Origin of the sequence: Nonomuraea rubra, assembly GCF_014207985.1 — a bacterium.
Lineage (GTDB): Bacteria > Actinomycetota > Actinomycetes > Streptosporangiales > Streptosporangiaceae > Nonomuraea > Nonomuraea rubra.
In genome coordinates this window covers 6759187-6778874 of the sequence record NZ_JACHMI010000001.1, presented here as the reverse complement: position 1 = coordinate 6778874, position 19688 = coordinate 6759187, and the positions used below count along the sequence as shown (strand labels likewise).

Annotated in this window: 17 protein-coding genes; 9 read left to right on the top strand and 8 right to left on the bottom strand. The window is 74.2% G+C overall.

The genetic code is table 11. The features are described from left to right. Positions 1–2 precede the first annotated feature (2 nt). From HD593_RS30940 to HD593_RS30925, 4 genes are all read left to right on the top strand, one after another. On the top strand, positions 3–860 hold the full coding sequence (locus tag HD593_RS30940; protein WP_185105512.1) for a PfkB family carbohydrate kinase: 858 nt from the start codon (positions 3–5) through the stop codon (positions 858–860). A gap of 32 nt (positions 861–892) precedes the next feature. After that, positions 893–1981: a LacI family DNA-binding transcriptional regulator gene (locus tag HD593_RS30935; protein ID WP_185105511.1), complete on the top strand. Its 1089-nt coding sequence runs from the start codon at positions 893–895 to the stop codon at positions 1979–1981. A 111-nt stretch (positions 1982–2092) separates the two neighbouring features. Further along, positions 2093–2800 (top strand): sulfotransferase family protein, encoded by a 708-nt coding sequence (locus HD593_RS30930; protein ID WP_312904458.1) that lies wholly within the window; start codon positions 2093–2095, stop codon positions 2798–2800. Beyond that, positions 2790–5642, top strand: a complete 2853-nt coding sequence (locus tag HD593_RS30925; RefSeq protein ID WP_185105510.1) for a non-ribosomal peptide synthetase — start codon at positions 2790–2792, stop codon at positions 5640–5642. Before HD593_RS30930 ends, HD593_RS30925 begins: the two co-directional genes overlap by 11 nt. A 22-nt stretch (positions 5643–5664) precedes the next feature. Here HD593_RS30925 and HD593_RS62010 read toward each other — a convergent pair whose 3' ends face one another. Both HD593_RS62010 and HD593_RS30915 read right to left on the bottom strand, forming a co-directional pair. Beyond that, a complete protein-coding gene (locus tag HD593_RS62010) occupies positions 5665–7326 on the bottom strand; it encodes a helix-turn-helix domain-containing protein (protein ID WP_185105509.1) in 1662 nt (553 codons plus the stop codon). A 31-nt stretch (positions 7327–7357) separates the two neighbouring features. Then, on the bottom strand, positions 7358–8545 hold the full coding sequence (locus tag HD593_RS30915) for a DUF917 domain-containing protein (protein ID WP_221525074.1): 1188 nt from the start codon (positions 8543–8545) through the stop codon (positions 7358–7360). 296 nt (positions 8546–8841) lie between these two features. On the opposite strand from HD593_RS30915, the gene HD593_RS30910 reads away from it, so the two are divergent. From HD593_RS30910 to HD593_RS30895, 4 genes are read left to right on the top strand one after another with little or no spacing between them, the layout of a single operon-like run. After that, positions 8842–11121, top strand: coding sequence for a sensor histidine kinase (locus HD593_RS30910; protein WP_312903822.1), 2280 nt, complete (start codon positions 8842–8844; stop codon positions 11119–11121). Beyond that, the gene (locus HD593_RS30905; RefSeq protein ID WP_379478765.1) at positions 11118–11552 is read left to right on the top strand and encodes a roadblock/LC7 domain-containing protein; all 435 of its coding nucleotides are present in this window, start codon (positions 11118–11120) and stop codon (positions 11550–11552) included. The genes HD593_RS30910 and HD593_RS30905 overlap by 4 nt, the downstream gene beginning before the upstream one ends. Continuing rightward, positions 11549–11947 (top strand): DUF742 domain-containing protein, encoded by a 399-nt coding sequence (locus HD593_RS30900; RefSeq protein ID WP_185105508.1) that lies wholly within the window; start codon positions 11549–11551, stop codon positions 11945–11947. The genes HD593_RS30905 and HD593_RS30900 overlap by 4 nt, the downstream gene beginning before the upstream one ends. Beyond that, positions 11928–12527 carry a GTP-binding protein gene (locus tag HD593_RS30895; protein ID WP_185105507.1) on the top strand — a complete coding sequence of 200 codons (600 nt, stop codon included), beginning with the start codon at positions 11928–11930 and terminating at the stop codon, positions 12525–12527. The genes HD593_RS30900 and HD593_RS30895 overlap by 20 nt, the downstream gene beginning before the upstream one ends. A 5-nt stretch (positions 12528–12532) precedes the next feature. Here the strand turns inward: HD593_RS30895 and HD593_RS30890 are convergent, their stop codons facing one another. The 3 genes from HD593_RS30890 to HD593_RS30880 form a co-directional block, all read right to left on the bottom strand. Then, complete coding sequence (locus HD593_RS30890; protein ID WP_312903820.1) at positions 12533–13513, bottom strand: DUF1838 family protein; 981 nt, start codon at positions 13511–13513, stop codon at positions 12533–12535. A 72-nt stretch (positions 13514–13585) separates the two neighbouring features. Continuing rightward, the gene (locus HD593_RS30885) at positions 13586–14188 is read right to left on the bottom strand and encodes a DJ-1/PfpI family protein (protein WP_185105506.1); all 603 of its coding nucleotides are present in this window, start codon (positions 14186–14188) and stop codon (positions 13586–13588) included. Further along, the gene (locus HD593_RS30880; protein ID WP_185105505.1) at positions 14185–15147 is read right to left on the bottom strand and encodes a GlxA family transcriptional regulator; all 963 of its coding nucleotides are present in this window, start codon (positions 15145–15147) and stop codon (positions 14185–14187) included. Before HD593_RS30880 ends, HD593_RS30885 begins: the two co-directional genes overlap by 4 nt. A gap of 127 nt (positions 15148–15274) precedes the next feature. Between HD593_RS30880 and HD593_RS30875 the strand changes: the two genes are divergently transcribed. Next, on the top strand, positions 15275–15943 hold the full coding sequence (locus tag HD593_RS30875) for an HD domain-containing protein (RefSeq protein ID WP_312903818.1): 669 nt from the start codon (positions 15275–15277) through the stop codon (positions 15941–15943). A gap of 8 nt (positions 15944–15951) precedes the next feature. On the opposite strand, the gene HD593_RS30870 is transcribed toward HD593_RS30875, so the two are convergent. From HD593_RS30870 to HD593_RS64570, 3 genes are read right to left on the bottom strand one after another with little or no spacing between them, the layout of a single operon-like run. Further along, positions 15952–17046 (bottom strand): DUF917 domain-containing protein, encoded by a 1095-nt coding sequence (locus tag HD593_RS30870; protein ID WP_185105504.1) that lies wholly within the window; start codon positions 17044–17046, stop codon positions 15952–15954. Then, positions 17043–18113, bottom strand: coding sequence for a DUF917 domain-containing protein (locus HD593_RS30865; RefSeq protein WP_185105503.1), 1071 nt, complete (start codon positions 18111–18113; stop codon positions 17043–17045). Before HD593_RS30865 ends, HD593_RS30870 begins: the two co-directional genes overlap by 4 nt. Before the next feature lie 3 nt (positions 18114–18116). Next, positions 18117–19667: a hydantoinase/oxoprolinase N-terminal domain-containing protein gene (locus tag HD593_RS64570; protein ID WP_185105502.1), complete on the bottom strand. Its 1551-nt coding sequence runs from the start codon at positions 19665–19667 to the stop codon at positions 18117–18119. Positions 19668–19688 lie beyond the last annotated feature (21 nt).

Sequence of the window (19688 nt, the reverse complement as noted above, 5' to 3'; positions counted from 1 at the left end):
CGATGAGAGTGCTCGGCTTCGGCGACAACATCGTCGACCGGTTCGTCGACCGGGGCATCGACTACCCCGGCGGGAACAGCGTCAACGTCGCCGTCTACGCCCGCAGGCTCGGCGTCGAGTCCGCCTACCTCGGGGTCTTCGGCGACGACGGGCTCGGCGCGTTCCTGCGCGACTCGATCGCCGCCGAAGGCGTGGCCGTGGACCGCTGCGTCGTCCGCGCGGGCGAGAGCGGCGTCTCCCGCCTGCGCGTGGACGACGGCGAGCGCGTCTTCCTGGGCTGGAACGGCGGCGGCGTCACCGTACGCGAGCCCCTGTCCCTGGACGCGGACCTGCTCGGCCACCTGAGCGGCTTCGACCTGGTGCACTCCAGCGTCTACTCGCGCAGCGAGCCCGAGCTGCCCAAGCTGGCCGGGCTCGGCCCGCTGGTCAGCTTCGACCTGTCCAGCGAGGAGGAGTACCGCGGCCCCGCCTACCTCGACCGGGTCTGCCCGCACGCCGACCTGGTGCTGCTGTCCTGCTCCCACCTCGACGAGGCCGCCACGGCGGACCTGCTCGCCGAGGCCGTACGCCGGGGTGCCGGGCTCGCGCTCGGCACCCGCGGCGTGGCCGGCGCCCTCGCCCACGACGGGAACGTCACCGTGTCCGCCCCCGCCCGGCTCGCCGAGGACATCGTGGACACCATGGGGTGCGGCGACGCGTTCCTGACCGGGTTCGCCGTCTCGCTGCTGCGCGACGGCTGGGCCGCCGGCCGCCCGCCGGCGCCCGCCGCGATCGAGCGGGCGCTGCACGGGGGCGCGGAGGCGGCGCACGCGCAGTGCTACGTCGAGGGCGCCTTCGGGCACGGCCGTACCAGCGCGTAGCTAGCATGATTCAGTGACGAGGGACGGGATCCATGCCGACTGACCGCGGCCAGGCCGGGCCGACGATCTCCGAGGTGGCGGCGGAGGCCGGCGTGGGCAGGGCCACGGCGGCGCGCACGCTGGGCGGTTACGGATACGTCAGCCCCGAGCTGCGCGCCCGCGTGCTCGCGGCGGCGGAGAAGCTCGGCTACCGCGCCAACGCGCTCGCGCGCAGCATGTCCACCGGGGTCAGCCACACCCTGGGCGTCATCGTGGCCGACATCGGCAACCCGTTCTTCGCCGGGCTGCTGCGGGGCGTCTCCGACACCTCGCGGGCCCGGGGGTTCGACGTGATCGTGCTGAGCACGTACGAGAACCTCCAGGAGGAGGTGGCGGCCACCAACGTGCTCATCGACAAGCGGGTCGACGGCGTCATCGTGGCCTCGGCCGCGCTCGGCCGCGACCAGGTCGCGCACCTCAAGGCCGCGATCGACCGGGGCATCCCGGTCGTGCTCGTCGACCGCGCCGTCTCCGCGCTCGACCTCGACTCCGTCGTCATCGACAACCGCGACGCCGCCCGCGAGGCGGTGGAGGTGCTCATCGCCGCCGGGCACCGGCGCATCGGCTTCGTCTGGGGGCCGCCGGTGGCCCAGCCGCCGGCCACCCGCCGCGAGCTGCTGACGGCCGCCTCGCGCAACCTGTGGACCGACGGCGAACGGCTGCGCGGCTACCTCGACGCCCTCGACGACGCGCACATCCCGTTCGACCCGCAGCTCGTGATGGTCGGGCCGAAGACAGAGGAACGCGTCGTCACCGAGGTCGGCCGCATGCTGACGCTGCCCGACCGGGTCACCGCCGTGTTCTGCTCCGAGACCGACGGCATGACCGGCTCCCTGCGCGCGCTGCGCAAGGCGGGGCTGTCGTACCCGGCCGACGTGGCGCTGATCGGGTTCGACGACAGCGCGTGGGCGGCGGTGATGGAGCCGCCGCTCACGATGATCGCCCAGCCGGTGCACGAGCTGGGCGCCAAGGCGGCCCAGGTCCTGCTCGACATCCTCGGCGGGGCCGAGCCCGCCCGCGACATGCACACCCTGCGCTCCCGGCTCATCCACCGCTCCTCGGTCGCACCGCCGCGCACCTGACCGCGCGGGGGTGTGCTGGGGATAACCGATCCTTTCCACCACCTCGGCAATAGCCGGACCCGTTCGTCCCGATACTAAGAGTGATCGGACGGAGGCGGGGAGTTGATCGAGGTGATCGGGGCGGGGCTGCCCAGGACGGGCACCCTGTCGCTGAAGGCGGCCCTGGAGCGGCTCGGGTACGGGCGCTGCCACCACATGTTCGAGCTCTTCGACCACCCCGAGCTCATCGGCCGCTGGTTGCCGGCCGTGCCCGGTGACCGTGCCGGGTGGGAGCGGGTGCTGGCCGGGTACCGGTCGGCGGTCGACTGGCCGGTGAGCTTCTACTGGCGGGAGCTGGCCGAAGCGTTTCCCGAGGCCAAGGTCGTCCTGACCGTGCGTGACCCCGCCCGCTGGTACGCCAGCTTCCGCGCCATGGTGGGGTGGCGGGCCGCCGCGATCACCGCCGCCGCCCGTGGTGGCGATGACGCGTTCGAGGAGGCGTTCGCGCCGCTCCTGCCGCTGCTGCGGCACATGGCCTGCGCCACCTTCGACGGTGTCCGGCCGGGGCCCGACTGGGTGCCGGACGAGGCGGAGGCGGTCGCGGGGTTCGCCCGGCACGCCGCCGCCGTCCAGGAGGGGGTGCCCGACGGGCGGTTGCTGGTGTTCGACGTGCGGGAGGGGTGGGAGCCGCTGTGCGCGTTCCTCGGGGTGGGGGTCCCTCGCGAGCCGTTCCCGAGGCTGAACGACGCCGACGCCCTCCAGCGCAAGATCGACAGCCTGAAGCCGGCTGGCCGGGACGATGCCGGCCGGGACGATGCCGGCCGGGACAATGGCCGGTGACGCGGACGGCGGCTCGGCGGAGCCGCTGTGGCGCGCGGCCGCGGGTGGAGGCGTGGCCGAGGGCGGTGGCACGGTCGCGGGTGGTGGCCTGGCAGGGCTGTTGCGGCGCGCGGCCGGGGGCGGGCGGGAGCGGGGCCTGCTGTACGTGGACGAGGGTGGCGCGGTCACCGTCCAGTCGTACGCAGGCCTGCACGAGCTGGCCTGCCGGATGCTGGCCGGACTGGACGGGCTGGGGCTGCGGCCAGGTGCCGAGGTGGTGCTGGTGCTGGAGCGGGCGCCGGACGTGGTGCCGGTGTTCTGGGCCTGCGTGCTCGGCGGGCTGACGCCGTGCCCGATGGCGCCGCCACAGGGGGACCCCGGGCGGTGGGCGGCGCGGCTGGGGCACGTCGGGCGGCTGCTGGGCGACCCGCCGATCGTCACCGGCCGCAAACTCCTGACCGCCCTGCCATCCCTGCCCGGCCGCACGGTGGCGCTGGTGGAGGACCTGCGCGACACATCCCCCGGCCGGTCCACAACCCCGGGGGAGCCTTACGCCGCACACCACGGTGCGGACGGCGTGCACGAGCCGGTGCCGGACGACGTGGCGGTGCTGATGCTGACGTCGGGGTCGTCGGGTGACAGCAAGGCCGTGCCGCTCACCCACGCCAACCTGCTGTCCTCCCTGGCGGCCAAGGCGGAGCGGCTGGCCTGCCACCCCGGCGACGTGATGATGAACTGGATCGCCTTCGACCACATCGCCGCCATCGAGGCCCACCTGCTGCCCCTGTCCATGGCCGCGTCCCAGGTCCAGGTCGAGCCGCCGTACGTGCTGGGCGACCCGCTGCGCTTCCTCCGCCTGGCCGCGCAGCACGGCGTCACCCTCACCTTCGCCCCCAACTTCCTCTTCGGCGAGATCAACAAGGCGCTGCCCCCGCCCGGCGACCCGGAGCTCGACCTGTCGGCGCTGCGCCACATCCTGTCCGGCGGCGAGGCGGTCGTCTGCGACACCGCCCGGCGGTTCCTGCGGGCCCTGGCCCCGTACGGGCTGCGGCCCGGCGCCATCGTGCCCGCGTTCGGGATGACGGAGACGTGCGCGGGCAGCACCATGAACCTGGCGTTCCCGGAGGCGGACGAGGGCCGGGAGTTCGCCTCGCTCGGCCCGCCGATCCCCGGCTTCGGCGTCCGGATCGCGGACGGGGACGACGCGCCCCTGCCCGCGGAGGTGGAGGGTGAGCTGCAGGTGAGCGGCCCGATGGTGTTCGGCGGCTACGCCGGCGACCCGGAGGCGAGCGCGGCGGCGTTCACCGGTGACGGCTGGTTCCGCACGGGAGACCGCGGACGTCTGTCCGATGGGCGGCTGATCCTGACCGGCCGCAGCAAGGACAGCATCATCGTCAACGGCGTCAACCACCCCTGCCAGGAGGTCGAGGCGGCGCTCGGCGCGCTGCCCGAGGTGCGGGACACCTGCGTCGCGGCCTTCCCCGTGCGGCGGCCGGGCGACGACACCGAGCGGCCGGCCGTCGTGTTCACGCCGAGCGTGCCGCTCTCCGACGAGGAGGGGGTGCGGCGGGCGCTGGTGGCCGTACGCGACAAGGTCGCCCGGCTGTGGGGGGTGCGGCCGGCGGTGATCCTGCCGCTGCCCGCGCCCGAGCTGCCCAGGACGGCGCTCGGCAAGATCCAGCGGGCGCTGCTGCGCCGGCGGCTGGACGAGGGCGAGTTCGCCGAGCGGCAGCGGCGGGCGGCCGAGCTGACCGGGCGGCTGCGCGGCGCGCACCTCCCGCCGCGCGACGGCGCCGAGCGGGCCGTCGCCGGCGCCTACGCCGACCTGTTCGGGCTGCGGCCGGCCGAGGTCGGCGCCACGGCGAACTTCCTGGAGCTCGGCGGTACCTCCCTGGACGTGCTGCGGCTGAAGCAGCGCCTGCGCCGCGACTTCCCCGGCCGCGACCTGCCTCCCACGGCGATCCTGCGCGCGCCCACCGTCCGCGCGCTGGCCGCGCTCCTGGACGGCGAACCCGGGCAGAACACGCCGTACGACCCGATCGTGCCGCTCCAGCAGACCGGCGAGGGCACGCCGCTGTTCTGCGTGCACCCCGGCGTGGGGGAGGTGCTCGTCTTCGTCAACCTCGCCGGCTACTTCACCGGCGAGCGCCCGTTCCACGCCCTGCGGGCGCGCGGGTTCGGCCCGGGGGAGCCGCACTTCGGCAGCTTCGAGGAGATGGTCTCCTGCTACGTGGACGCGATCCGGCTGCGCCAGCCCGTCGGCCCGTACGCGATCGCGGGCTACTCCTACGGCGGTGCGGTCGCGTTCGAGATCGCCAAGGCCCTGGAGGGGCTGGGGGAGCGGGTCGACTTCGTCGGCATCTTCAACCTGCCGCCGCACATCCGGCAGCGCATGAACGAGCTCGACTTCACCGAGGGCGCCCTGCACCTGGCGCTCTTCCTCGACCTGCTCGCCCCGGCGGAGGCCGGCGCGCTGCAGCCGGCGCTCCGCGACCTGCCCGCGCCGCGCCAGATCGACCGCATCATGGCCGCCGCCTCCAAGCGCCGCCTGGCCGAGCTGGACCTCGGCCGCGACCAGTTCGCCGCGTGGGTGGATCTGGCCCAGTCCCTGGTACGGGCGGGCCGCTCCTACGAGCCGAGCGGCACCGTCGCCTCGGTCAGCGTCTTCTACGCCATCCCGCTGCGCGGCACCAAGCAGGACTGGCTCGACCACGACCTGCGCAAATGGGACGACTTCACCCGCGGCGAGAACCGGTACCTGGAGGTGCCAGGCGAGCACTACACGCTCATGAACGCCCACCACGTCGACGCCTTCCAGCGCGTCCTGCGCGCCGAACTGGACCGCTGCCTGCGCGGTCGCTGACCTCCTGGCAGGGGGCGGCGGGTCAGCGGCCGGGCAGGGTGACCGTGCGGCAGGCCAGGTGGAGGGCCAGGCGCTCGTCCCGGTGGCCGAGGTCCACCCCCAGCAGCCGCTCCACCCGGTCGATGCGGGCCGCCACGGTGTTGCGGTGCACCCCCAGCACGGCGGCCGTCTCCGCGATCGACGACTCCGCGTCCAGGTAGGCCGACAGCGTACGGATGAGGTCGCCCGGCTGGTCGCGCAGGGGCGCGAGCAGCGCGCGGGCGGCTGGCTCGAACGTGTCGGTCCTGGTCCACTCCAGCAGGAGCTGGGCCATGCCGAGCTGGTCCACCTGGAGGAAGAAGCCCGCCTCCGGGCGGGTCGCGGCGAGCCTGGCGGCGTCCGTGGCCTCCGCCACCGTGCCGGCCAGCCCCTCCGGCCAGGGGTGCGGCCTCCCGACCCCCATGTGGTCGGCGATCGAGCCGCGCAGCTTCCTGTGGGCTGCGCGCAGCTTGGCGGCGAGGGTGCGGACCCGCGCGGGCGTGGGCTCCTGGGCGAACGTGGTCCAGCCCGTCCATCCCTCGCCGTGCTCGACGACCACCGCCTCGACGCCCTCCGCGCGCAGGACGCGGGAGATCTCGGCCGTCCACGGCACGAGGTCGAGCGCCGGGACCGCGCCGATGCGCAGGCCGACGTGCCAGCCGCCGAGCTGCCATCCCGCGTCGGCCACCCGCCTGCGCAGCTGGGCCGAGGGCTCGGCGTCCAGCCGCAGCAGGTCGCCCAGCAACGCGGTACGGGCCCGCGCGTCGCGCTCCAGCTCCACGCGGTGGACCAGCAGCCAGCGCTGCACCGCGGCGGCGGCCACGGCCAGGGCGGGAGGCACGATCTCGGCCCGCGCCGCCGCCGTGCCCCGCAGCTCGGCCACCAGCCAGAGCGTCGGCCGCGCCGGGTGCGGCAGCAGCGCCGGGTGGGCCAGCAGCATCCCGCCGTCCAGCGGCACGCGCTGCGGGACGAACTCGTCCACGCGTACGGCGCCGGGCTCGGCGATCTCCCCGGCCAGCGGCTGCCCGCGGTCGTCGAGCAGCGCCACCGGGACGCCGAGCAGGTCCTGCAGCCCGCGTACCACGTCCTCGGGGGTGCAGGTGCGGTTGTCGAAGGCGCGATGGGCGGCCAGCACGAGCCGGGCGCGGTCGATCTCGGGCTCGGCCAGCAGCAGCCGGGCGGCGACGACCAGGTCCAGCGGGTCACCACCCACGGCGCCGAGCAACGGCAACCCGAGCCGATCGGCCAGCAACAACGTCGCCCGCGACACCTCCACCCCTGTCACCGCTCCGAAGCGCGCCGTCGCCCCGGAGCCCACCACCGCGCCGGAGCCCACCACCGCGCCGGAGCCCGCCACCGCACCGGGGCCCGCTGTCGTGCCGGTACCCGGCGCGGCCACGGTGCTCGGTGGCGGGCCGCAGGGGACGAGCACGCCTGCGCCGCCGGCGTCCACCACGCGGCGCAACAACGCGTCCAGGCGCCAGTCGGCGGGCTGCGGCGGGACCGTGACGATGACCAGCTCGTCGGCGGCGACGGCATGACCGGCCGCCGGGTCGGCGAGGGGCCGGACGGCGCGTACCGGCGCGTCGAGCCCGGCCGCCCCGGCGAGCACCCGCACCTGGCCGCTCCATTCGGGCAGCGCCAGCAGCCTGCGCACGCTGGTCATCGGCCCACCTCCAGAAGCCCCCGCGTCCCGCTCACGCGCCCGCCCCCAGCCCCGCACCGCCGCCCAGCCGAGCGCCCCTTTCCGGCGCCGCGCCGCCGCCCGGCTGACTGCCCGGTTCCGGCCCCGCACCGCCGAGCTGCCCGTCCCGTTCCAGCAGCACGGGGTCGGAGTCCAGCCCGTAGGCGCGTGGCGAGAGGACCCCGATCCTGCCCGGATCGGTCCAGAACGGCGAGATCGCCACCTGCAGCACCATGACCTCCATCCCCACCCGCACGGCGTCCCCCTGGATGGGCACCCCGGTCCGCCGGTCCAGCACCGCGATCACGTCCGGTGTGGACGCCACGACGAGCCCGTCGCGCAGCGCGAGCAGGTACTCGTTCTCCATCTCCACCCGCAGCAGCTCGCCCGACACGTGCCCGGTCAGCGTGACGCTGCCGCGCGCGAACCCCGGCCGCCCGTGCACCTCGGGCCCGGGCCGCCGGGTGACCTCCACCACCCGCCCCACGGCCAGCACCCGCCCTCCGGTGGCGGCGGCGAGCCGCCCGGGGTCGGGTGACTCGCCGAGGCCGAGGATCCGCCGCCCGAGCCGTACGGCATCGGAGACCGAGCCGGTCACGCAGCAGGAGGCCAGCTCGCGTGCCGGGACGGGGGCGAGGGCGAGGGCCGCCCAGCCGCCCGCGGCTGGCAGGAAGGTGCGGGCGGTGCGCTCCAGGTCGGCGGGCGAGCCGGTGCCCTGGACGAGCACCTGCCCGCTCGGCTCGGCCAGCGCGGCAGGGGTGAGCGGGCGGCCCGCGGCGGCCAGGGAGAGCTGGTTCAGCCGCGGCAGCCCGCGCCCCGACAGGTCGGCGTCCACCGCGGACAGGCCGAGGTCGCAGGCGGCGACCAGCGGCAGGACGCCGTTCAGCCCGCCGATCTCGATGGAGACCAGGGCGTCGGCGCGCTCGCCCGTCCAGCGCTGGATGGCCTCCACGGCGGCGGCGACCTCGTGGCCGCCGGGCAGCTTCTCGGCGAAGGCGGCGGTCGCGCCGACCACGCCCACCGGCACGACCCGCGCGCCGGGCGGCAGGTCGCCGAGCGGGCGCACGGCGACGTCCACGCCGTCGGCCAGCCGCCGGCGCAGCAGCGTGGCCGCGGTCCGGCTGTCGCCGCCGCCTCCGGAGCCGAGCACGGCCACGCCCCGCTCCAGCGCCTCCACGTCCGGCGACTCGATGCGCACCATGCCCCTCAGCTTGCCGTACGCGGGGTGCTCGATGTGTCCGCAGGCCAGGGCGCCCGTGAGCGGCCGGTCGCCACACCGTGGATCACCCGGGTCGCGCCTGCCGCGGGGACACCACCACGGCATCGGAAAGAGGGACTTTCCGGTTCAACTGCCGCATCGCTACGATCGGGCACCGATCGTCTGTGCGGCGATCTTCCGTCTTGGGGTTCCACCGATCGGCGAGGAGTGTCCTGCACGTGGCTGGATGGGGCAGGAACAGGCGACCCCCAACGGGGACCCCGGGCGGGCAGGCCGGGGTGCGCCGGCTGCGCCTGCGTACGGTGCTGCTCGTCGTGGTGATCGTCCCGACCGTGACGTTCACTCCGCTGCTGGCGTCGGGAATGTCGCAGTTGTTCGGGCAGTGGCGGACGGAGAAGGTCCAGATGGACCTGGCCACCACGACGGTCGGCAGGCCGGCGGCCGACCTGTTCTTCGCCCTGGACCGGGAGCGCAGGCTCACCGCGCAGCTGCAGGCCGCGCGCGGTGGCGGCGCGCGTGAGAGGCTGGCCGAGCAGCGGGCCGTGACCGACCGGGCCGTGCGCGCCTTCCGTCCCCTCACGTCGCTGGACCCGGACGACGCGCAGGAGGGGCTCGCCGAGGCCCTCGCCCGCACCGGACGCGAGCTCGGCCTGCTCGACCAGCAGCGCAGGGCGGTGGACTCCGGCTGGTCCAGCGCCAGGCAGGCGTTCGAGTACTACAGCGGCGTCCTGGAGTCGGGCCTGCGTGTGCTGGCCGCCCTCAGCAACACCGGCGAGGGCCAGGTGAACACCACGGCACAGCCCCTGGTCGACCTGCTCTGGATCGCCGACATGGTCGGCCGCGAGGACGCCGTCCTGGCTCGCGGCTGGCCGACGGGCAGGCTGACCAGGAGCGAGTACAACATCGTCACCGAGGCCGCCGGCACCAGGAACCACCTCATGAACGCCCGCGTGGTGCCCGCCCTGACGGGCCAGGAGACCCGGTACGCGACGATGACCGACGGCCAGGCCTGGCGCGCCATGACCACCGTGGAAGGGCGGCTGTCCCTCGCCGACGGGGACCAGGTGCGGCTCCGTGACGACAGCGCCGAATGGCGTTCCTCGGCGGAGACGGTCACCGCTCAGCTGCGCGAGCTGGTCGGCCTGCGGTTCGAGCATCTCGGCAGGGTCGGCTACGGCCACGCCGACATGATCTTCACGGTCTTCGTCAGCATCTCCACCGTGGGCGTGCTCGCCCTGCTCCTGGTCTTCTTCACGAGCTGGCGGCTGACCTCCGTCCTGCGGCGGCGCATCCTGCACCTGCGCCACGACGCCCAGGAGCTCCAGGAGCGGCTGCCCGACGTGGTCGCCCGCCTGGAACGCGGCGAGGACGTCGACGCGGACGCCGAGGTACGCATGATCGAGCCCACCGGCGACGAGCTCGGCGAGCTCGGCCAGGCGCTCAACCTGGCCCGCCGCAGCGCCGTGCGCACCGCCGTACGGCAGGCCGAGCAGCACCGCGGCTTCCAGCGCATGCTGCAGCGCATCGCCCGCCGCACCCAGATCCTCATCGGCCTGCAGCTGAAGAAGCTGGACGAGCTGGAGCGCAGGCACGAGGATCCCGAGGTGCTGGAGGGCCTGTTCGACCTGGACCACCTGACGGCCCGGCTGCGCCGTTACGAGGAGAACCTGGTCATCCTCGGCGGCGGCCAGCCGCAGCGCCGCTGGCGCAAGCCGGTACGCCTGCTCGACGTGCTGCGGGCCGCGCAGAGCGAGGTGCAGGACTACCGCCGGATCTCGATCGACGTCGAGGGCGAGCTCTGGATCGCCGAGCGCGCGGTGGGCCCGCTGATCCACGTCCTGGCGGAGCTGATGGAGAACGCCACCACCTTCTCCAAGCCGCTGACCCCCGTCGAGGTACGGGCGGCGCCGGTCAGCCGGGGCGTCGCCGTGGAGATCGAGGACCGCGGCCTGGGCATGGAGCCCGAGCAGTACGACGCCGTCAACGCCCTCCTGCAGTCGCCGCCGCGGCTCGACATGATGACGCACGCCGACGACGTGCGGCTGGGCCTCTACGTGGTCGCCCGGCTCGCCGCGAGCCTGGGCCTGCAGGTGGAGCTGCGCTCGTCGGCCTTCGGCGGCACCCGGGTCATCGTGCTGCTCGCGGACACGCTGGTGGTGGACCGCCCGCGTACGGCACCCGAGCCCGACACGGTCCCCCAGGAGGCGGCCACCCAGGAACCGCCCCGCCCGCCCGGCACGAACGAGGCGCTGCCGTCCCGCGCCAGGGGGCGCGCGATGGCCTCCGTCACGGCCCCGCAGGCCTCGCCGGCCGGCCTGCGGCCGCTCCCGCAGCGCGTACGCCAGGCCAGCCTCGCAGAGGAGCTCCGCGTCCCGGAGGACACCCCGGACGACGGCGGCCAGGAGAGCTGGGCCGCACCCGAACAGCCCGCCCGGTCCGGCGCCATGATCGGCGCCTTCCAGCGGCAGTCCAGAAAGCGCCGCGCCGGCGAGGACGTCCCCCAGACCTCGCCGAGCGCGTCCCCCGAACCCACCTCACCCACGACGGAAGACCGATGATGACGCAGCGCACCACCGCCACCGACACGGACCTGGACTGGCTGCTGGACGGCCTGGTCGATCAAGTCGCGGGTACCCGGCACGCCATCGTGCTGTCCGACGACGGCCTGGTGATCAGCCGGTCGCGGACCATCAAGCGCGCGGACGCCGACCGCCTGGCCGCGATCGCCACCGGCCAGCAGAGCCTGGCCCGCGGCGCCGGGCAGCTCTTCGGCGGCGGCCAGGTCCACCAGGTCATCATCGAGATGGCCGAGCTGTGGCTGTTCATCACCGCCGCGGGCCGGGGCACCCATCTGGCCGTGGTCGCCTCCCAGGAGGTCGACGCCGAGCTGATGAGCGTGGCCATGCACACCCTGATCCAGCAGGTCGGCAAGAAGCTGGGCACCGACGCGCGCACCCCGCAGGGCCACGACGGCTGGGGACACGGATGAAACACTGGACGGACGGGTTCGCCGACGACGACGCCGACGAGCCCCTTGTCCGTCCTTACACGATCACCGGCGGGCGGACCGCCGCCGAGCGGGAGGACCTGGCGCTGATCACCGTGGTGGCGGCGCTGTCCGAGGAGCTCGCGGAGACGGGACGCGGCCAGCGGAGATGGCAGCCGGAGCACCGCGCCATTCTCGCCCTGTGCAGGCGGCCGCTGGCGGTGGCGGAGATCGCCGCCGCGCTGGACCTCCCGGTGTCGGTGACCAAGATTCTCATCGGTGATCTGATCGATTCGGGTCAGGTGCGGGCCCGGCGGCCGCTGGCCTTCGCGCAGGCGGGCGGCAGGCCCGACATGGCAATTCTCGAGGCGGTGAGGGATGGGTTACGCAAACTCTGACCAGGGGGACGACGCGCCCCTGGCGGTGAAGATCCTGATCGCCGGCGGGTTCGGGGTCGGGAAGACGACCATGGTGGGCGCGGTGAGCGAGGTCGCCCCGCTGCGTACGGAGGAGTACCTGACGCACGCCAGCGTCGGCGTGGACGACCTGGACGGCGTGGGCGGCAAGTCCACCACCACCGTCGCGCTGGACTTCGGCCGCATCACCATCCACGACCACCTGGTGCTCTACCTGTTCGGCACGCCGGGGCAGGAGCGCTTCTGGTTCATGTGGAACGACCTCGTCAACGGGGCGCTGGGCGCGGTCGTCCTGGTCGACACCCGGCGGCTGGAGGTGAGCTTCGCCTCCATCGACTTCTTCGAGAGCCGCGGCATCCCGTTCGTCGTCGGCGTCAACTGCTTCCACGGGGTCAGGGAGCGGACCCAGGACGAGATCCGCAGGGCGCTCGATCTCGACCCGCAGGTGCCGCTCGTCCTGTGCGACGCCCGTGACAGGAAGGAGGGGCGCGATGTGCTGCTGGCGCTCATCGACCATCTGATGGCCGCCAAGGCCGGCACCGCACCGCACCCCGTGTCCTGACCGGTTCAGGCGCGGCCGTTGGCGGCGCACCATCCTGCCCAGGTGGTGGCGCCCTTGCCGAGCTGCTTGTTGTAGAAGGACGTCCAGGAGTTCTCGCTCGCGCCCGGCGCGGCGGGGGTGGACTTGTACAGCGGGTAGCCCGCCTCGACCTCGGCCCGCAGCCACGGCTCGACCTGGGAGTAGGAGTCCAGCGACCAGCTACGGGCGTGGTAGGTGAGCTGGCCGCGCACGTCGGTCTCCGGCAGGCACATGAACGGCACCCACGGGCTGGTCCGCGCCCAGCTGATCTTCGTCTGCATCGCGCCCTCGGGCACGCCGGGCCCGGTGCGGTCCTCCACCTCGCGCCGGTCGACGGAGAAGTCGAACATCTCCTGGGCGGCGTACACGCCTCCGGCCAGGCCGAAGCCCTCGCCGAGCGTGGTGGCGAAGTTCGTGCGCACGGGGATGTCGCTGGTCCAGACCGTCTCCTCGTGCAGCTGCTGCAGCGGCGGGCCGGCGTAGGCGGAGGTGATCGTGAACGGGCCGAAGTTCACCGTGTCGTTGTTGATGGGGACGACCGGGTACGTCCTGCCGTCGATCGGGTTCTTCCACTCCCGCAGGACGCGCCGCGGATCCGCCGGGTCGGTGTAGAAGACGATCTCCCGGGAGAGCTGGTAGAGCTGGTTGGTGCCGGGCACCCGGTACAGCTTCCTGATGTTGTAACCCTCGATGTTGAACAGCTTCTGGCCGTGCCGCATCGCCGGGTCCAGGCTGTTGCCCTCGATGTTGGCGTACACCGATCCGGAGATCCGGAACACCATGTCCTTGCCGTCCGGACGCCCGAACGTCTGTAAGGACAGCTTCCCGCTCGTGTCGGTGACGGTCGCGTAGACCGGCCCGGGATGCGTGGGGCCGGGTGCGGCGTCCTGCGCCGAGGCGCCCGGGACGCCGGTGGTGAGAAGTATGGCGATCGGGGCCAGCAGCCCCGCGAGACCTTTTCTGATCACGTTCGGCCTTTCATATCGAACAGCGCCATATTGTGATCATGCGGCGAGACGGCTTGTCCAGCCCTCGCGAGGTCAGGCGGGCTCGTCGGCGAGGTACGGCGGGGCCGGCTCGTACTGGATCAGCCGGCGCACGGCACGCGCGTGGTCACGGCCGTGCAGCCGGCCGACGAGCCACAGCGCGCCGTCGATCCCGGCGGACACGCCCTGGGTGGTGATCAGGTCGCCGTCCACGACGTAGCGGGCGTCGCGGACGACGGTGACGTCCCCCCGCGCCTCCAGGGCGTCCTCGTAGTCGCGGTGGGTGGCCACGCGGCGCCCGCGGGCGGGGCCGGCGGCGTGCAGGAGGAAGGCTCCGGTGCACACGCCCATGACCCAGCCCGCCTGCCCGGCGGTCTTGGCGATCCAGCCGGTGACGGCGGGGTTGTGCGGCTCGCTCTCGCGCGCGCCGCGCCCGCCGGGCACGAGCAGGACGTCCAGCGGCGGGTGGTCGCCCAGGGTGCGGTCGGGCAGCACGCGCATGCCCTTGGCGCAGCGGACGGGGCCGGGGCGCTCGGCGAGCAGCAGCGCGGTGTCGGCGCCGCCGCGCAGGATGGCCGAGGTGGTGAACACCTCCCAGGGGCCGGCGAAGTCGAGCTCCTCCGCGACGTCGAAGAGCAGCAGGCCGTACGTGGTCATCGGGGTCCTCCCGTGGTGGATCGGAAACGGTCGCGGTAGTCGGAGGGGGCGACGCCCAGGCAGCGGTGGAAGCTGCGGCGCAGGGTCTCGGCGGTGCCGAAGCCGTAGCGGCGGGCGATGGACTCGACGGGGTCGCCGCCGTTCTCCAGGGCTCGCTGCGCCGCCTCCACCCTGACCCGCTCGACGTAGGCGGCGGGCGGGATGCCGAGCTCGGTGGTGAAGCGGCGTTGCAGGTGGCGCGGGCTGAGCCCGGCGTGCGCGGCGAGGCCGGAGATGTCGTGCCGGGCGCCGGGATCGGCGTGGATGGCCGTCACGGCCCGGCGGATCGGGTCGGAGGAGGGCTGCATCGACCACAGGCCCACGCTGAACTGGGACTGGTTGCCCGGCCTGCGCAGGAACAGCACCAGGTGGCGAGCCACGTCCAGGGCCACCTGCCGGCCCCGGTCCTCCTCCACCAGGGCCAGGGCGAGGTCCATCCCGGCGGTGACGCCCGCCGAGGACCAGATGTGGCCGTCGCGGATGAAGATGGGGTCGGGCTCGACGGTGACGGCGGGGTACTCCCGCGCGAGCCGTTCGGCCCTGGCCCAGTGGGTGGTGACGCGGCGGCCGTCCAGCAGGCCGGCCTCGGCCAGCAGGAACGCGCCGCTGCAGACGGAGGCGACGCGCCCGGCCCCGCGGGCGGCGGCGGCGATCCAGCCGACCAGGGCCGGGTCGTGCCTGGCGGTGTGGACGCCCGTCCCGCCGGTGACGATCAGCGTGTCGATGCCCTCCGGCCGCAGCGCCGTCACCGCGTGCCCGGCGTGCACCGGCAGGCCGCTCCCGGAGTGGACCGGGCCTGACGCGGGGGCCACGATCACGCAGTCGTAGCCGCCGGCCTGCTGGAACACCTCGTGCGGGCCGGCGAGGTCGAGCGACTGGAAGCCATCGAAGATCACGAAGGCGATGCGGTGTGGGTGCACCCCTCCACGTTCGGGCCCGCGCCGTGATGGCGTCAACGACGTGCATCCCACAGATCGCGCCATCAACCTTCAGTAGGACTGAAGCATCGCGTAGGCTTCAGATTGACTGAAGGAGAGAGGAACTCCGGTGGACCACGACTCCCTGCCCTTCCCCCGTACCGACCTCGCCCTGGCCGCGATGCGGCACGCCCGCGACATCGAGGATCCGGCCATCTTCAACCACAGCATGCGCACCTACCTGTACGGCCGGTTCATCGGCGAGCAGGAGGGGCGGCGGCCCGGCCACGACTACGACGACGAGCTGCTGTTCCTCGGCTGCGTGCTGCACGACACCGGGCTGGGCGACACCGGGCTGGGCGACAGCGAGCAGCCGTTCGACATCGACGGCGCCGACCACGCCGTCGGCTTCCTGGCCGGCCTCGGCGTGTCGCCGGAGCGCCTGGAGGTCGTCTGGGACGCCATCGCCCTGCACCTGCACCCCGACGTCGCGCTGCGCAAGCGGCCGGAGATCGCGCTCGTCTCGGCGGGCGCCGGCTTCGACCTCGGCCCGCAGGGGCCCTACACCCTCCCGGCAGGCTACGCCGACCGCGTCCACGCGGCGCTGCCCCGCCTGCGGGGGTCGGCCGCCCTGTACGACGCGATCGTCGCCCAGGGCCTGGCCAATCCCCACAAGGCCCCGCCGTTCACCCTGACCGGCGAGCTGCTGCGCCAGCACACCGGCCAGAGCTGGCCCACCTGGCAGCAGCTGATGACCCAGCCGCCGAGCTGGAACGACTACGGCCCGCCGACGGCCTGACGCCCACCTCACGCGGCCTCCTCGACCGGCCTGAACGCGTACGGCAGGCCGAACGCGGCGGGCCCGAACACCGCGAGCGCCTCCGGGGTGCGCATGAGGGCCGGCGTGGAGATGCCCACCACCGTGATCCGCTGGCCGTACCGCAGGCTCTCGGTGGTGATCGGCTCGGCCTGCTCCGACTCCAGCACGCACACCAGGTCGGGCACGACGCAGCGCGCCCGGCCGTCCACCAGCGCCACCAGGTGCTCGTTCTGGAACATCAGCTCCAGCTCGTGCCGCCCGTCGAACGACACCGCCGCCGCCCTGCCGCGGGCGAAGCCGGCCTCGGTACGCCGTTCGACGTCGGTGACCTTGCCGCGGAACAGCACGCGCAGGTGCCCGTACAGGGTGTCGCGCAGGGCCTCGGCCAGCGCCGCGATCGGGTCGGCCGAGCGCTGCCTGGCCTGCCTGAGCGTGCGCCCCACGGTGCGGGCGAGCGACAGCGTACGCGGCACCGCCGTGCGCTTGACCTGGGCGCCGGTCATCGGGTACTCGGCGATGTGCGCCACGCCGCCGAGGCGGATCGTGATGCCGCGCGCCAGCCACTCCATGCGGGCGTTGTCGGCGCCGGTGTCGATGATCGTGGTCTCGCCGCGCTCCCCGGCCACGACCATCGGCGAGCCCGGCACCCCGTACACGGCGAACGTCTCCATCTGCAGCTCGGGGAAGGCGCGCCCCATGCCGTCGGCGTCCACGACGGGCAGGCCGGTCCTGGCGGCGACGACGAGCGGGATCATCGAGTTGATGCCGCCGCACTCGATCGGCATGGTCGCGCCGGCCCTCCTGCCCAGGTGCGCCTCCAGCGCGCGCAGCGCGGCGACCGGCTCGGTGCCGCGCGGCAGCTTCTCGTGCACCACCGTCGGCGCGCCCATCTGGGCGGTGGGGATGACGAGGGTGTCGTCGTCCAGGTCGTCCGGGTCGAGCACGGTGACGGGGCCGTGCTCGCGGATGGCCTCGCGCACCAGCAGGTGCCCGACGTACGGGTCGCCGCCCCCGCCCGTGCCCAGGAGGGCGGCGCCGCGCGCCAGGTCCGGCAGGTCGTCCTCGGTCAGCTCCCAGCTCATCCGGCCGCCCCGACGGGGTCGAGGTCGTAGCCGAAGTACCGCGGCCCGGCCAGCGCCAGCCCCTCGGGGGTGTGCCAGCGCGGGTCCGCGGGGGCGGCGATGACCGTGACCCGCTGCCCGAACCGCAGCGCCTCGGTGGTGACGGCCTCGCCGCTCTCGCGGTCCAGGGTGCAGATCAGGTCGGGTACGGTCGCCCGCACCCGCCCGTCCACCTCGGCCACCAGGTGCTCGTTCTGGAAGCGCAGCGTCAGCTCGCTCCCGGCGTCGCCGTCCAGGCCCGCCAGCGTCGCGGTGCCGCGGGCGAACCCGGTCACGGTGCGGCGCTCCACGTCGGTCACCTTGCCGGTGAACAGCGTCGAGCCGCCCAGCCGGGCGACCACGGCGGCCACCGGGTCCGCGTGCGCGGCGCGGGCCTCGCGGACCAGCCGGCCCAGCTCGGCGCAGAGGCTGAGGGTGCCGGGCACGAGCGAGTCGCGGGCCTGGGCGCCGGTCATCGCGTACGAGCTGATCATCGCGGAGCAGCCCATGTCGATGGTGGCGGAGCGGGCCAGGCGTTCGGCCCAGTGGTTGTCCACGGTGTCCAGGACGGCGCGGTTGCCCTTCTCGTCGGCGATGGCCATCGGGGTGGCGCGGATGCCGTACAGGGTGGGCAGGACCATCTGGATCTCGGGGAAGGCCCGCCCCATGCCGTCGGCGTCCACCAGCGGCAGCCCGAGCTGCGCCGCCGCGACCACTGGGATGAGCGAGTTGACGCCGCCGGCCTCGGCGCAGGCGATGTGGGTCAGGCCGCTGCCGAGGTAGCCGCTCAGGGCGCCGGCCGCGGCGGAGACCTGGTCGATCGAGGGCAGCTTCTCCACCATCACGGTCGGCGCGCCCATCATGGCCACCTGGACGAGGGCGGCCCCGTCGGGCAGCTCGTCCAGCGAGCACAGCTTCACCGGGCCGTACTCGCGCACGGCGGAGGCGGCCAGCAGGCGGCCGATGTGCGGGTCTCCGCCGCCGCCCGTGCCCAGGATGGCCGCGCCGGTCGCGATGTCGTCCAGGTCCGCCAGGGTGATCTCGCGCATGTGTCAGCGTCCCTTCGCGTCGGTGAGCTGGAGTTCGCCCACGGCCTTGGCCCTGATGCGGGTGGCGTTGCCGGGCAGGTACGGGATCGGCACCTCGTCGAAGTCGACGATCCGCACGGTCGAGGGGGACGCGCCGGCCGCCACGGCCCGGTCCACGGCCTCCTGCTTGGCGGCGTCCACGACGGCGTCGCGGCGTCCCGGCTCGACGGCGTACACGCGGTCCACCTCGCCGCCGATCTGGGCGATGGCCGCGCCGATCGCGTTGGCCACGGCGTAGTGGTCGGGCCGGCGCACCTCGCCCGCGCCGGCCAGCTCGTCCGGCAGCAGCACCGAGCCGCCGCCGACGGCCACGACCGGGAGCGGCTCGGCGGAGGTGCGCATGCGCTCCACCACGTCGGCGACGTCGTCGGCGATGCGCCGCAGCGCCGCCTCGACCAGGCCCCTGTCCAGGTGCGCGACCAGGGACGGGTCGCCGATCTCGGCCCGGCCCGCCGCCACCGCGATGTCGGTGGCGGTCAGCGTGTCGCCGCCGAACACCAGCGCCCTGGACGTCAGCTCGTAGCCGACGGAGTCGGGGCCCACGGCTCCCTCGCGTACCCGGCTGCCGCCGCCGATGCCGATGGACAGCACGTCCGGCATGCGGAAGTTGGTGCGGATCCCGGCCACGGTCACGTCGGTCGTGGCCTCGCGCGGGAAGCCGTGCCGCAGCACGCCCACGTCGCTGGTGGTGCCGCCCACGTCCACCACCGCGCAGGTGTCGAGCCCGGAAAGCACGGCGGCGCCGCGCATGGAGTTGGTCGGCCCCGAGGCGAACGTGGCCACCGGATAGCGGCGGGCGAAGTCCACGTCCATGAGCGTGCCGTCGTTCTGGCTCAGGTACAGCGGCGCGGTGATGCCCGCGCCGCCGACCGAGGAGGCCAGGCCGTCCACGATGTGCGCGGCCAGCTCGCGCAGCGCGGCGTTGATGATGGTGGCGTTCTCCCGCTCCAGCAGCCCGATCCGGCCGATCTCGGAGGACAGCGAGATCGCCGCGTCCGGCAGCTCGGCGGCGACGATCTCCGCGGCGCGCGCCTCGAACTCGGCGTTGACCGGCGAGAACACCGACGTGATCGCGACGCTGCGCACCCCCGCCTGGCCCATGTCGGCGGCGGCCTTGCGCACCTCGGCCTCGTCCAGCTCGGCGATGTGCCTGCCGTCGAACTCGTGCCCGCCGTGCACCAGGTAGCCGCGCCCGGACACCGCCTCGATCAGCCGCCCCGGCCAGTCGACCATCGGCGGCAGCGACGCCCCCGCGGGCAGGCTCAGCCGCAGCGCCGCCGTCGGGGCCAGCCTGCGCGCCTCGACCAGGGCGTTGATGAAGTGCGTCGTGCCGATCATCACCGCGCGCACGTCCGCCGGGTCGAACGGCCGCTGCTCCTGCAGCCCCGCGATGGCGGCCACGATGCCGGAGGTGACGTCCGCGGTGGTGCTGGTCTTGACGGCGGCGAGCACCTGCCGCCCGTCCAGGAGGACGGCGTCGGTGTTGGTGCCGCCCACGTCGATGCCGATACGCACGAGAATTCCCCTCACTTGTCT

Coding starts and splice junctions, on each gene's coding strand:
- HD593_RS30940 (WP_185105512.1), top strand. CDS start 3: ATGAGAGTGCTCGGCTTCGGCGACAACATCGTCGACCGGTTCGTCGAC.
- HD593_RS30935 (WP_185105511.1), top strand. CDS start 893: ATGCCGACTGACCGCGGCCAGGCCGGGCCGACGATCTCCGAGGTGGCG.
- HD593_RS30925 (WP_185105510.1), top strand. CDS start 2,790: ATGGCCGGTGACGCGGACGGCGGCTCGGCGGAGCCGCTGTGGCGCGCG.
- HD593_RS62010 (WP_185105509.1), bottom strand. CDS start 7,326: ATGACCAGCGTGCGCAGGCTGCTGGCGCTGCCCGAATGGAGCGGCCAG.
- HD593_RS30915 (WP_221525074.1), bottom strand. CDS start 8,545: ATGGTGCGCATCGAGTCGCCGGACGTGGAGGCGCTGGAGCGGGGCGTG.
- HD593_RS30905 (WP_379478765.1), top strand. CDS start 11,118: ATGATGACGCAGCGCACCACCGCCACCGACACGGACCTGGACTGGCTG.
- HD593_RS30900 (WP_185105508.1), top strand. CDS start 11,549: ATGAAACACTGGACGGACGGGTTCGCCGACGACGACGCCGACGAGCCC.
- HD593_RS30895 (WP_185105507.1), top strand. CDS start 11,928: ATGGGTTACGCAAACTCTGACCAGGGGGACGACGCGCCCCTGGCGGTG.
- HD593_RS30885 (WP_185105506.1), bottom strand. CDS start 14,188: ATGACCACGTACGGCCTGCTGCTCTTCGACGTCGCGGAGGAGCTCGAC.
- HD593_RS30870 (WP_185105504.1), bottom strand. CDS start 17,046: ATGAGCTGGGAGCTGACCGAGGACGACCTGCCGGACCTGGCGCGCGGC.
- HD593_RS30865 (WP_185105503.1), bottom strand. CDS start 18,113: ATGCGCGAGATCACCCTGGCGGACCTGGACGACATCGCGACCGGCGCG.